The organism is Chryseobacterium sp. 6424, from assembly GCF_003692615.1.
Lineage (GTDB): Bacteria > Bacteroidota > Bacteroidia > Flavobacteriales > Weeksellaceae > Kaistella.
Genome location: NZ_CP023540.1, coordinates 2,318,830 through 2,332,569 on the forward strand (window position 1 = coordinate 2,318,830; position 13,740 = coordinate 2,332,569).

Sequence of the window (13,740 nt, forward strand, 5' to 3'; positions counted from 1 at the left end):
AAAGACACTCATGATGGCAAAATCTTTATTTGCAAAAACGGCTTCGAAAATTTACGAAATTCTGCACAGCCTGCTGTCGTTCGCGCAGCGTCAACAGTTTTTGGCCAACGCGCAAAGCCGCGTACACAGAAGTTTCCGGCTGGGCAAACACAACCGGATTACGGTGGATGCAAAAGCTGTTATCGAAATCGCAGAAAATGTCAGTATTAACGAATATAATTTCATCACCGTTAAACCCGGTGCCTCTTTGATCATAGGCAAAGACACCTATATTACGCGGGCGACGATTTCGTGCCTCGACCGCATCGAAATCGGCGAAAACTGCATCCTCGGCGAAGGTCTGAAGATTTTTGATCATAATCACAAATACACTTCTGAACCGTTTTCAGTTTCTAAAACCGAATTCAATACCGCGCCGATTAAAATCGGGAATAATGTGTGGACCGGCGCCAACTGCATCATCCTGAAAGGCGTTACGATTGGTGATAATGTGATTTTGGGCGCGGGTTGCGTGGTTAGAAAAGATGTACCCTCAAACACAAAACTTTTTACAACTCAAATTATGTAACGCAAACTAAATGGAACTAAAACCGTTAATTACGATTATTGTACCCATCTATAATACCGAACAGTTCCTGAACCACTGTATCGAATCTATATACCTACAAACTTATAAAAACTGGGAGTGCCTTCTGATTGATGATTGCAGTACAGACAATTCTGCAAAAATTGCAAAAGAATGGTGCAATACAGACGCACGCTTTAAACTTTTAAGTACCGGCACTAATTCTGGTGTAAGCCGGGCACGGAATTTAGCCATCCGTAACGCAAATGGTGATTTCGTAAATTTTATAGATAGTGATGATTGGGTAGGGCCTACATTTTTGCAGGATTATCTGTATCATACACCATCAAAGTATAAGCTGGTAGTTCAGGACTTAATTAAAAAATTTCCGAATCATATCGAAGAACGGACACAAGGTTATCGTAACGAAACTTTTAATTTACCCCTAGAGTTACAGAAAGTTATTACAGATTACAAAAAAACACAGGGCTATGTATCTAATAAACTTTTTAATCTGCTACTAATCCGCGAAAAAAAACTATACTTTACCGACGGTGTCACTAATGAGGATGAAATATTTTTCCATAATTACCTTATAAATGTTAAAGAAATCGTTTTTCTGCAAACCGCCTCTTATTTTTACAGACAATTACCCAGTTCACTAAGTAAAAGACCTCAGAGCGAACAATTCATCAGGTATCTTTATCATAAAAAAACATTTCTTGATTTTATAATTAAATCTGATACTGTAGAAAAAGAATATGCTATAGATTACAAAAACCAGAAACTATCTGCCATACTTTTACATTGCCTTCAATTGTTGTGGCAAAGCGATGAAAATTTAAACACGAAACGCATTTTGAGAAAGATATATATCATTATGAGACAGAATAAACTGCTGCAAATCTCATTTCCAAAAGCTTCATCAAAAAATAAAATATTGCTTATCTTACTGAAGTTTAAAATTTTTAAAACCGCTAGCCTTTTTCTAACACTGAAAAAAAGTTTATGAAACCGAATATACTTTTTAGTCATGTTGCTTAAGGTAAAACCACCCTTAATTAGCGTGGTGATGTCCGTTTACAACGCCGAAAAATTCCTTCACGAAGCAGTGGAATCCATTCTGCAGCAGACTTATCCGTATTTTGAGTTTATCATAATCGAGGATGCTTCCACCGACGGTACTTTAAGAATTCTGGAGGAGTACGAAAGCGCAGACAAACGGATAATTTTAATTAAAAATAGCCAGAACCGTGGCGCGGCTGGTTTCATTAAAAATTTAAACCGCGGTTTAGAGCAGGCAACAGGCGATTTTATCGCGCGGATGGATGCAGACGATATTTCGGCACTCGACCGTTTCGAAAAACAGGTGAACTATTTATCCGAAAACCCGGATATCTTCATGGTCGGAAGTGATTTGGATGTCATCGATGAGAACGGAATGTCCTTTAAAAAACTGACAGCTCCGCAAAGCGATGCGGAAATCAGGCAAAATATGCTGAAAAACATTTCGCTTTTTCACCCCGTGCTGATGTGGCGGAACGATAAAAAGACCTTCTACCGCGAAAAAATGATCGGTTGCGAAGACTACGACCTCTACTTTAGGCTGATGGCTGAAGGGCATAAATTCGGGAATATCAAAGAGCCGCTTTTGAAATACCGAATTTTAGACTCGTCAATTTCCCGAAAGTCAGAGAAACTGGTACGCTGGATTTTTGTAGAAAAAGCGCGTGCATTTTATCTTGAACGAAAACGGACGGGTGAGGATTCGTATGACACTTTTGAACCTGATGTATTTTTAAATATTTTAGATCCGCAAGCTAAGCAAACTGCGGAAAATCTGTTGTTTGCCGCTAAAACTGCGGTGAAATATCAGGATCGCGAGGGTTTAGCTATTATTTTAAAGAAAGCCGAACGCGACTTCCCGAATGACAAAAGATTCACCCAGTTTCTTTTTCATCAAAAACTGCCGGCAAAATTATCTTCGTTCCTATTCAAAATTTCATCTAATAAAGCACTGTAAATCAAACTCATGGCTTCAAGAAAAATAAAAGTCCTTTTTCGGCACCGCTCTATGGAAATGGGCGGTGTAGAGAAAGTGTTGCTGAGTTTGTTGAATAATCTGGATCGGAAAAAGTTCGATTTCACGGTACTTTTAAGTCTTGATCAGGGCGAATTGCGCAACGAAATTCCGGCACACGTGAAGAAGATTTCCATTGCTCGCGGAAAGGAAGATTTCAGCAAAAATCCTTTTGTCTTTAAAGCGCAACTCGTGCTGCGCCGCCTGAAACTTGAATTTTTAAAAAGATTCCCGCAACTTACCGACCGCTTCCTGCTCAAAGACAAATTTGATGTCGAAATCGCGATGGATTGGCGGGATTTCGGCAAAGTTTTGAATTCTTCCAACAAAAAATCGAGAAAAATCGCGTGGTTTCATTCGGAAATTAACGAAAAGAAAATCGCCGTGCTGGTACCACAGATTATCAGGCAGTTTCCGCAGTTTGACCACATCGTGTACTGTTCAGATAATATTAAAAAGTTGATGCACCGTGAACATCCGGGCCTTCAGTACCCGCCGGAAAGCGTGATAATCAACGCCGTTGCCATTGAAGAAATAAAGCAGAAAGCCGCCGGGCCGCGTCCGGAAATGCCTTCGGCACCGGTTTTCATAGCTGTCGGTCGCCTGCACACGCGCAAAGGTTTCCATAAATTGATGGAGGCGCATGCCAGGTTGATTTCCGAGGGTTTTAAACATTCGGTGATGATAATCGGCGATGGTGAAGAACGCGCGAACCTCCTCCAACAGCAGAAAAAACTCGGCGTAGAAAGAACTTTTTTGCTGGCGGGCAACAAAATGAACCCGTATCCCTACATCAGCAGCGCGAATTTCTTTATTTTACCTTCGGAATCTGAGGCGTGGCCGCTCGTTATCGCGGAGGCGCTCATTCTGCAAAAACCGATCATCGCGACCGATACCGGTGATGTGGGTTTGATGATTGAAAACCGAAAAACCGGCCTGCTTATCAACTGTAACACCGAGGAAATCTACCGCGCGATGAAGGAATTCTTAACGGACGAGAATTTAGTTTTAAATATTAAGCAAAACCTCTTAGCCATTGAAAACCAATTTGATAACCAAGATATTTTTAATGCTGTCGAACAGGTTTTGATCAATCTAACGGATAAAAAATGATATTTTCATACAGAATCATCCTTAAAATCAATACGCTGTGGCGCAGCCTTTACAACCGAGCTTACATTGAAGTCTGCAAGGCGCGCGGCCTGAAAGTAGGAAAGGAAGTTATTTTTGTGGAAGCCCCAAAATTCGGGTCGGAACCTTACCTAATTGAAATCGGTGACCGGTCGAAAATTACCGCCAACTGCACCTTCATCAACCACGATGGCGCGATGTACGTCATCCGTTCGATGGAGAAATATGCGGATGCACGAAATTTCGGCCGTATAAAAATCGGTAAAAACTGCTTTATCGGCAACAACTGCACGATCTTGCCCGGCGTGGAAATGGGCGACAACTGCATTCTGGGCGCAGGTTCTGTCTTAAGTTCTTCGATGCCACCAAATTCTGTTTACGCGGGTGTTCCGGCCAGATTTATCTGCACGGTTGAGGAATATGGCGATAAATCTTTAGCGAACAACACGCTTTATCCAAGGGCGCTTGAAGCCCACCGCCCATCACTGGACGCATATATCAAAGAAAATTTACCTTACACGTATAAATCCGTAAAATAACCTGTGGCGAAAAAGAAAATCCTTATCCGAATCGGTTCGCTGCGGCACGGTGGCGCAGAAAAAGTGCTGGTGACTTTTCTTAAAAATCTGCCGCCTGATAAATATGAGATTGACCTTTTGCTCAATCTTTATTCGGGGAAATATTTGGCTGATGTGCCTGATTTCGTGAATATTCTGCACCTGAACAAAGGCGAAATGATTACCACAAACCGTCCTCAGGATTTGCCGGAAAAACTCTTCCGTAAGTTGTATCAGGGATTTTTAAAAACATTCCCTAAGGTTCTTTATAAAACTATTTTAAAAGGTAAAAAATACGATATCGAGTTCGCGGCGATACACGGGATGCGCGACGAAATCCTCAATTCACCTTTGAAATCTTCAAAAAAAATTGTCTGGATTCATAATGATTTGCGAAAAACGCACTTTCACAAATACGACGATGCAGAAATACGTAAGTTTTTCGGTTTCGATAAAATTCTGGTGATTTCAGATCATATCAAACAGGACTTTGAAAGTGTGGCCGAAAACGATGTTGAAAAGCAGAAAATCTGTCGGATCTACAACCCGCTCGACACATTAGAAATCCTGAAGAAAGCGGCTGAGCCTTTAGAACCCGCCAAAGACAACCTGCCGCTATTCGTTTCTGTTGGTACTGTTTTTCCGCAAAAAGGATTCGACAGGCTTCTGAAAGCTCAGCGGAGATTGCTGGACGAAGGTTTTGGTTTTAAAGTGAAGATCATCGGCGACGGTTACGATTTTGAGAATATCAAAAAACTTAGAAATGACCTTAAATTAGATGATCATGCAGAAATGACAGGCTTTAGCGACAATCCGTATCCGCACATCAAGGCAGCTGATTTTTTTGTGTTAAGCTCCAGGTATGAAGGTTTCCCGACCGTCTTGTTTGAGGCCATTACTTTAAAAAAGAACATCATCGCCACTGATGTTTCGGGCGTTCGAGAAATGCTGTGTGACGGGCAACTCGGACTGATCATGGAAAATTCTGAAGACGGAATTTATACGGGAATGAAAACGGCATTGCTGAATCCTGAAAAATTCCGTGATTATCAACGAAACCTCGGAAACTACGAAATCCCATTCAGTCTGGAAAAATCGGTGGAGAAAATTATCGGAATAATTGATGGTCTTTAAAAAAAATAACTGAAATTTGTACTGATGTCATCACCCACCATCATTCAAAAAGATTTCTACCGGGAGAGCGGGAAAATGCTTTCTGCCACACATATCTGGGCAAAATGCATCAATCCGAACCTGCATTTCATTTATTTGCTGCGCAAATGCCAGCGACACCCAAAAAAATCGTTATTAGGAATGTTTTGGCGGGTCGTCCTGAGACATTATCAAATAAAATATGGTTTCCAGATCTATCCCGAAACGCAGATCGGTGAAGGATTTTATCTCGGGCATTGGGGCGCGGTAGTCATCAATCCGAAAGCGGTCATCGGTAAAAACTGCAATATCGCGCAGGGCGTCACCATCGCGCAGGCCAACCGCGGAAAAAATGAAGGTGTTCCCACGATCGGAAACGAAGTCTGGATCGGGCCCAACGCAGTGTTGGTAGGTAACATTAAAATTGGAAATAACGTGCTGATCGCGCCGAATGCCTATATCAATTTCGATGTTCCTTCAAATTCGGTAGTAATAGGAAACCCAGGTGTCATCACCTCAAATGAAAACGCGACCGCCGGCTACATCAATCATAAAATTTAAGTATCTATCATGTCGAAAAATTACGAAACCATCTTCGAAAACAATAAAAAATGGATTGCCGAAAAACTAAATGCTGATCCCGAATTTTTTGATAAACTCGCGGCTGGGCAAAACCCGGAATATCTGTACATCGGCTGTTCTGACAGCCGGGCAACCGCTGAAGAACTGATGGGCATGGCACCGGGCGAAGTCTTCGTACACCGCAATATCGCCAATGTGGTGAATACGCTGGATATGAACTCTACCGCAGTCATAGAATACGCGGTGGAACATCTGAAAGTGAAACACATCATCGTTTGCGGGCATTACGGCTGCGGTGGCGTAAAGGCCGCGATGACACCCGAGGACCTCGGCATCCTGAATCCGTGGTTAAGGCTCATACGCGATGTTTACCGCATCCACCAAAAAGAACTTGATGCTATTGAGTGTGACCAGCAACGCTACAACCGTCTGGTAGAACTGAATGTACAGGAACAATGTATCAATATCATCAAAATGGCCTGTGTGCAAGAGCGCTATATCCTGGATGATTACCCAATTGTACACGGCTGGGTATTCAATATGAAAACTGGCAAACTCATTGATTTAGAGATTGATTTTGAAGAGATTCTTGCGGATATACAGAAGGTTTACGACCTAACAAACTCTACTTGGGTAATGGGTAAAAAATAATAAGCGCCATTTCAAACAATAGATGCCGCGTATTAATAATTGTTAATATTTAGTCAAAATCTATAATTAGGGTTTGCATTTTTATTCATTCCCCTTATATTTGTAGCTGAAAATTTGTGAAGTGAGATATTTTTGGAACATATTGGTTCTGGCGATTTTTATCAATTTTATGGCTGCACCTACGGTTGCGCTTGCCTTTGGGGTAGAGCTGCCACAGACCAATATGATGATTTCTGAAGAAGAAACCCATAATTCACCAATCACTTTTTCAGAAAAAACACTTCCGGCCACACTGAATGTACATGATTTCCTAAAGTTCTTTCAGTCCTCCGGCAATCAAAAGGCATTTCTTTCCGCTGATGAGCATCTTGCGGCATCACCTTACTCCTCTGTCATTTCCCCTCCTCCAGAAGCTTAATTTTTAACATCATTTCGGGATATTTTGCTCATTTTTTTAATAACTGAGACTGTCCCTCTGTGTAAAAAAAATTAAGTTTTAATATGTATGGTTGATTTTCAACATATTGACAATTAACCACATAACATCATTTCTTTTCTTAAAATGAAACAAAATAAAAATATATTTGAGGGGATTAAAGAGAATTTTCCTTCAGGAGTTGTTGTATTTCTGGTCGCGTTGCCTTTATGTTTGGGGATTGCACTGGCCTCCGGCGCGCCACCACTTTCTGGCGTCATCGCAGGGATCGTGGGCGGCATCGTGATCGGCTCACTATCAAATTCAAACATTTCAGTCTCAGGTCCGGCAGCGGGTTTAGCGGCTATTGTACTGTCTGCCATTACCGAACTCGGCGCGTTCGAGCTTTTTCTTTGCGCTGGTCTTATTGCAGGTTTGTTACAGTTGGCTATGGGTTTTTTCCGTGCGGGCAGCATTTCCAACTACTTCCCAAACAGTGTGATCGAAGGTATGCTGGCGGGTATTGGGGTTATTATCATCCTGAAACAAATTCCGCATGCGCTGGGTTACGACGCGGGTTCTTTCAGCAGCGAACGTGTTTTTGAAAATGGCTTTAGCCTCACAAACATAAGCACTTACATCGGCAATGTAGCTTCGGCGCTTCATCCGGGTGCCATCATCGTTACGGTTATTTCTCTTACGATACTTCTGGCCTGGGACAACATTCCTTCGTTAAAAAAACTGAAACTACTACCTGGCGCTCTGGTAGCGGTAATTGTAGGGATTTTAGTGAATGAATTTTTCAAAATGACCAGTAGTTCATTGGCTATTTCGCCTGAACATTTGGTGACACTCCCGGTACCCACTTCAGCGGCGGAATTTGCAGCGCTTGTCACCATGCCCGATTTTAGCGGGTTTACAAATCCACAGGTATGGATTGTTGGCGCCACCATCGCGGTAGTAGCTTCTATCGAAACGCTATTATGTATTGAAGCGGCCGACAGACTCGACAAGCAGCGCAGGATTACAGACACCAATCTGGAACTTCGCGCACAAGGCATCGGGAACCTGATCAGCTCGCTGATTGGTGGGCTACCGGTAACATCAGTGGTGGTACGTACTTCCGCAAACGCCAATGCAGGCGCTACTTCGAAGGTTTCTGCCATCATCCACGGGGTTTTATTGCTGGTATGTGTATTAAGCATCCCTTTCCTGCTGAATCTCATCCCTCTTGCCACGCTGGCTGCGGTATTACTTTTGGTAGGTTATAAATTGGCAAGTCCGCAGAAGATAAAGCATTTTATGGCGAAAGGTAAATTTCAGTATCTCCCGTTCTTAGCAACCATTTTGGCGGTAGTATTTACAGATTTACTTACCGGCGTTGCCATAGGCATGGCCATTGCCATATTTTTTGTACTACAGGGAAATATGAAACGTGCTTACTACTTCAGCCGTGAGGAACTGGAAGAAGCCGATGAAATAACCCTGAAACTGGCTGAGGAAGTCTCTTTCCTGAATAAAGCCGCGATTAAGAAAACCCTAAAAAACATCCAACCGTTCTCACGTGTGACCATCGACGCGAAATCAACCTCTTACATCACCTCAGACGTACTTGAAATGATACAGGAGTTTGCCAACATCCGTGCAAAAGAGGACAATATAGAGGTACAATTGATTGGTTTCCGTACGAATTATAACGATTACGCGTCCAACCAGCACTCACACATCACCATCGACCACCGTCGTGCGATGTAATACTTAAAACAATTTTAATAAATAAAATAACGCCCACCGTGGCACATAGAAAATACGATGAAAGCACATACTTCTGAAACCCAATCGACCATCACCCCAGAAAAGGCTCTGGAATTTCTGAAAGAAGGAAACCAGCGCTTCGTGAACAACCTTAAGGTAAACCGTAACCTACTAGAGCAAGTAAACGATACGCGTGAAGGCCAATGGCCGTTTGCTGTAATCCTAAGCTGTATCGACAGTCGTACATCCGCTGAACTAATTTTCGATCAGGGTTTAGGTGACATCTTCAGCATCCGGATTGCAGGTAATTTTGTAAACCAAGACATATTGGGTTCCATGGAATTTGGGTGCAATGTAGCCGGCTCCAAACTGGTTGTGGTATTAGGGCACAGCAAATGTGGCGCTTTGAAAGGCGGATTGGACGCACCGAAAATCGAAGGTTTAGGCATGGATAATCTTAACCATCTTATCTATCATTTCGATCCCTGCATACAAGAGGTGATAAAAGATGGGGAAGAACGTTCCTCCAAAAACGAGGATTTACTTGAAAGACTGAATATCTGCAACATACAGCGCACCATCCAAGACATACGCCACCAAAGCTCTACCCTTAACAAGATGGAACAGGAGGGCAAAATTAAGATTGTAGGCGCCAACTACTGTGTAGAAAGCGGCACGGTAACATGGCTGTAATTATTTACCGTTAAAACCTGTCATGGCATTCTGTATGCCTGCAAAAACAAAAGACAAACAGGCTTTAGAAAACTTCTCGATTCTTTCGGGAAGTTTTTCTTTTTCCTCCTCTGTCCATTTGCCGAGTACATAATCCACCTGCTTTCCTTCGGAAAAATCCGCGGAAATACCGAATCTGAGGCGTGGATAGTCCTGTGTCTGCAATTCTTGCTGGATACTTTTAAGACCGTTATGGCCCGCATCGGAACCTTTCATCTTCATCCTTAAAGTGCCAAAAGGCAGCGCAAGATCATCCGTAATCACCATAATATTTTCAAGCGGAATATTTTCTTTCTGCATCCAGAATCTTACGGCTTTCCCGGAGAGGTTCATATATGTATCGGGCTTCAGTACCAATACTTTACGGCCTTTGTATTTACCTTCAGCCAACCACCCGAAATTGGCTGATTTGAAGGGCGCGTCTATTTCCGCCGCAATCTTTTCAGCTACTTTAAAACCGATATTGTGGCGCGTTTCCGCATATTCTTCGCCTTTGTTGCCTAGGCCGATGATAAGATATTTCATGTAAGTTTAATATTGATTGTACGGTAAATAAAGCGAAACAGTATCCCCAAACGCCAGTCCCTCATTTTCAGGCACGTAGAAAAGGGTAACCGTAACTTCTTCATCGCGTACCTCTGTCATGAAATCTTTCAAAATAACAAAGTTCTCTTTCATTAAATCGCTTCATTCAGGTTTTTTCCAAAGATACTTATTTCCCTAAAATCCGCTCCAACACATTGGTTACCTCATCTACGTGCTGCACATTTTCTTTGCGCATCATCAGTTGATTGCCCTCTTTGGATTGTTTCTCCTTTAAAGTGGCTTCGGAGGGATTGGTGGTTAAATAAGCAATGATTTTTTTAAATTTTTCGCTATGATAGAACTTATCTTGTGGATTTGCAGGGAAATAGCCTAGGAAAACGCCGTTTTTCACCACAATTTTCTCGAAACCAATTTCGGCCGCCAGCCACTTCAACTCTACGGATTTCAATAAATTTCTTACTTCCGGAGGCAACTTGCCAAAGCGGTCTATAAGTTCATTTTCAAAGGCTTGCAGTTCGGTTTTACTTTCAGTTTCAGCCAGTTTTTGGTATAGTGATAGGCGCTCTTCTATACTCTGCACATAGGAGTCGGGCAGCATCAGTTCCAAATCCGTATCAATATTGACTTCTTTGTTTGATTTAAAGAGTTTTTTACGGTCGGCTTCATTTTCAAAAAGATTTTCAAATTCCTCTTCGTTCTGTAATTCCTCCAAGGCTTGCTGCATGACTTTCTGGTAAGTATCAAAACCCATTTCGTTGATGAAACCGCTTTGTTCGCCACCCAGCAAATCCCCGGCACCACGTATTTCAAGGTCTTTCATCGCAATCTGAAAACCACTGCCCAAGTCCGAAAACTGCTCTATCGCTTCCAGCCTTTTGCGTGCATCAGAGGTCATCATATCAAATGGTGGTGTAATGAGGTAGCAAAATGCTTTACGGTTGCTACGCCCCACCCGGCCGCGCATCTGGTGCAGGTCTGCCATCCCGAAACGCTGCGCATCATTGATGAACATGGTATTGGCATTCGGTACATCCACGCCACTTTCTACAATGGTGGTCGAGACCAGTACATCGTATTTGCCTTCCATAAAATCCAGTACATTGCGTTCCAACTGTTTGCCATCCATCTGCCCGTGCCCTGTAATCACCTTAGCATCAGGCACTAACCGCTGTATAAGCCCTGCGATATCCTTTAGGTTCTCGATACGGTTATTGATGAAATATACCTGCCCGTCGCGCTGTAATTCGTAAGAAATAGCATCGCGGATGATTTCTTCATTAAAGCCTACAATACTGGTTTCCACGGGTTGACGGTTTGGTGGTGGTGTTTTGATGACCGAAAGGTCACGCGCCGCCATCAGCGAAAACTGCAGTGTTCGCGGAATAGGCGTTGCAGTAAGTGTAAGTGTATCAATATTGCTCTTGAGGGTTTTGAGCTTGTCTTTTACCGAAACACCGAATTTATGCTCTTCATCAATAATCAACAGACCGAGATCTTTGAATGCTATATCTTTCCCTACCAGTTGGTGTGTACCGATTACGATATCAATCTTACCGTTTTTCAGGCCTTCCTTGGTCTCTGCTTTTTGTTTTGCGGTACGGAAACGGTTGAGGTATGAAATCGTTACCGGGAAATCCTTCAGTCTTTCTTTAAAACTTCGGTAATGCTGAAAGGCAAGGATGGTTGTCGGCACCAATATAGCGACTTGCTTACCATCTGTGGCGGCTTTGAAGGCGGCACGTACTGCGATTTCTGTTTTACCGAAACCTACGTCACCACAGATCAGACGATCCATCACGGTATCGTTTTCCATGTCTTTTTTCACATCAAGTGTCGCTTTTTCCTGGTCTGGCGTGTCTTCATATAAGAAACTGGCTTCCAGCTCATTCTGCAAGTAAGAGTCGGGTTTATAAGCGAAACCTTTGGCCGTTTTGCGTTGTGCATAAAGCTTTATCAGATCAAATGCGATTTGTTTTACCTTGGCTTTGGTTTTCTGTTTCAAAGTCTTCCAGGCGGGCGAACCTAATTTGCTAAGGACAATCTCTTTACCGTCGGGTCCGTTGTATTTTGAGATTTTGTGTAAGGAATGAATGCTGACATACAGCAAATCGCCGTTTTTATATACCAGTTTGAAACATTCCTGCACTTTCCCATCATTATTTACTTTTACCAACCCCATGAATTTACCGATACCGTGGTCGATGTGGGTGATGTAGTCGCCCACTTTCATCTGCATCAGGTCTTTCAGCGTCAGTTGTTCGGATTTTGCAAAAGTGTTCTTCGCCTTAAACCTTTGATAACGGTCAAAGATCTGATGGTCGGTATACACTGAGATTTTATGCTCCGCATCGATGAAACCTTCATGCAGCTCGGACCTGAATGACTTGAACGGTATCTTCGAAGCCTGCTCCTCATCGGAAACAGAAAGAATTTCCTCAAAGATAGCTTCCAGACGTTCCTTCTGTTTTTCACCCGAAAAAGAAATCCACAATCCGAAACCGGCTTCGCGCTTTTCACGCAAATCCTCCATCAACAGTTCGAAATTTTTATGGAAACTGGGTTGCTGTGTCTGGCTGAGTTGTATTTCTGTGGCTTTCACATGGTCATTCAACGCATCCAGCGTAAAATCTATATGCTTGAGTTTTGAGAGGTCATTTATAAATTCTTGCTCCGAAACAAAAAGTTCAGCCGGCGTCTGGTGCTTGATGTCTTTGCTGAGTGTATCGAATTTCTGATGCGCCTTTTCAAAGAAAGCGGTGATTTTCTTTAAAGCCAGAAAAGCGTTTTTTGATACGACGAAACTGTCTTTAGGCAAAATTTCAAACAGGGTAACCTTACTGCCAGAGACCGCGAAATTCATGTTCGATACCAACTGAAATTCATCCACCTTGCCGTTGGTAAGCTGCGTTTCTATATTGAAGGTCTTAATACTTTCGATTTCATTCCCGAAAAAATTGATGCGGTAAGGCTCTTCATTGGAATAGGAAAATACATCGACGATGCCGCCGCGCACTGAAAACTCGCCCGGCTCTGACACGAAATCGGTCATCTGAAAGTTAAACTGATGCAGCAATTCTTCAGTAAAATCAAAATCGAGACTTTCCCCAACTTTAATTTTATGTGAAATGGCACTGAAGTCTTCCTTTTTCAAAACTTTTTCGGACAGCCCGGCAAACGGTGCCACTATGACTTTGGGTTTTTTATCCGCGTTCAGTCGGTTAAGCACCTCGGTACGCAGCACCAGATTTGCGTTCTGTGTTTTTTCAATCTGATAAGGGTCCAGGTGCGTCGATGGGAAATACAACACCTGCTCCTTGCCTAGCAGGTCCTCTAGCTCGGCGGTCACATAAAGTGCTTCTTCCTTATCCTCGATCAGGAAAAGTATGCTTTTTTGTTGAGTAAGAAAAAGTTCAGCGGCGAATATGGAGGGTGATGAGCCGGCAAAACCCTTTACGGTAACACGCTGTGAGGTTCGTAGATTTTCAAAGATTTCTTTCCCGAATTCTTTCTGAAGCATTTCCGGGAGAAAAGCATCGCGGATTGATTTTAACTGCATAAAATTAATATAAGGCCG

The 13,740-nt window shown here is 42.7% G+C and carries 14 protein-coding genes; 11 read left to right on the top strand and 3 right to left on the bottom strand.

Annotated elements, in window-relative coordinates:
• Positions 1-13: 13 nt before the first annotated feature.
• The 11 genes from CO230_RS10855 (at position 14) to CO230_RS10905 (ending at position 9,581) form a co-directional block, all read left to right on the top strand.
• Positions 14-568 (top strand): acyltransferase, encoded by a 555-nt coding sequence (locus tag CO230_RS10855; RefSeq protein WP_228438140.1) that lies wholly within the window; start codon positions 14-16, stop codon positions 566-568.
• A 10-nt stretch (positions 569-578) separates the two neighbouring features.
• A complete protein-coding gene (locus CO230_RS10860) occupies positions 579-1,577 on the top strand; it encodes a glycosyltransferase family 2 protein (RefSeq protein WP_122028614.1) in 999 nt (332 codons plus the stop codon).
• 21 nt (positions 1,578-1,598) lie between these two features.
• The gene (locus tag CO230_RS10865) at positions 1,599-2,588 is read left to right on the top strand and encodes a glycosyltransferase (RefSeq protein ID WP_122028615.1); all 990 of its coding nucleotides are present in this window, start codon (positions 1,599-1,601) and stop codon (positions 2,586-2,588) included.
• Positions 2,589-2,597: 9 nt separating this feature from the next.
• Positions 2,598-3,758, top strand: coding sequence for a glycosyltransferase (locus CO230_RS10870; RefSeq protein WP_122028616.1), 1,161 nt, complete (start codon positions 2,598-2,600; stop codon positions 3,756-3,758).
• Positions 3,755-4,315, top strand: coding sequence for an acyltransferase (locus CO230_RS10875; protein ID WP_122028617.1), 561 nt, complete (start codon positions 3,755-3,757; stop codon positions 4,313-4,315). Before CO230_RS10870 ends, CO230_RS10875 begins: the two co-directional genes overlap by 4 nt.
• Positions 4,316-4,318: 3 nt before the next feature.
• The gene (locus tag CO230_RS10880; RefSeq protein WP_122028618.1) at positions 4,319-5,467 is read left to right on the top strand and encodes a glycosyltransferase; all 1,149 of its coding nucleotides are present in this window, start codon (positions 4,319-4,321) and stop codon (positions 5,465-5,467) included.
• A gap of 24 nt (positions 5,468-5,491) precedes the next feature.
• Positions 5,492-6,046 (top strand): serine acetyltransferase, encoded by a 555-nt coding sequence (locus CO230_RS10885; RefSeq protein ID WP_122028619.1) that lies wholly within the window; start codon positions 5,492-5,494, stop codon positions 6,044-6,046.
• Positions 6,047-6,055: 9 nt separating this feature from the next.
• A complete protein-coding gene (locus tag CO230_RS10890) occupies positions 6,056-6,718 on the top strand; it encodes a carbonic anhydrase (RefSeq protein WP_122028620.1) in 663 nt (220 codons plus the stop codon).
• 121 nt (positions 6,719-6,839) lie between these two features.
• Positions 6,840-7,136, top strand: a complete 297-nt coding sequence (locus CO230_RS10895) for a hypothetical protein (RefSeq protein WP_228438141.1) — start codon at positions 6,840-6,842, stop codon at positions 7,134-7,136.
• Positions 7,137-7,280: 144 nt separating this feature from the next.
• Positions 7,281-8,888, top strand: a complete 1,608-nt coding sequence (locus CO230_RS10900; protein WP_122028621.1) for a SulP family inorganic anion transporter — start codon at positions 7,281-7,283, stop codon at positions 8,886-8,888.
• A gap of 57 nt (positions 8,889-8,945) precedes the next feature.
• Positions 8,946-9,581, top strand: a complete 636-nt coding sequence (locus CO230_RS10905; protein ID WP_122028622.1) for a carbonic anhydrase — start codon at positions 8,946-8,948, stop codon at positions 9,579-9,581.
• On the opposite strand, the gene pth is transcribed toward CO230_RS10905, so the two are convergent.
• Genes pth through mfd form a run of 3 tightly spaced genes read right to left on the bottom strand, consistent with a single transcriptional unit; the run spans position 9,582 to position 13,722 of the window.
• Complete coding sequence (pth, locus tag CO230_RS10910) at positions 9,582-10,145, bottom strand: aminoacyl-tRNA hydrolase (RefSeq protein WP_122028623.1); 564 nt, start codon at positions 10,143-10,145, stop codon at positions 9,582-9,584.
• A gap of 6 nt (positions 10,146-10,151) precedes the next feature.
• Positions 10,152-10,298 (bottom strand): hypothetical protein, encoded by a 147-nt coding sequence (locus CO230_RS12240; protein WP_162990032.1) that lies wholly within the window; start codon positions 10,296-10,298, stop codon positions 10,152-10,154.
• Positions 10,299-10,332: 34 nt separating this feature from the next.
• Positions 10,333-13,722, bottom strand: a complete 3,390-nt coding sequence (gene mfd, locus CO230_RS10915; protein WP_122028967.1) for a transcription-repair coupling factor — start codon at positions 13,720-13,722, stop codon at positions 10,333-10,335.
• Between the last annotated feature and the right edge of the window lie 18 nt (positions 13,723-13,740).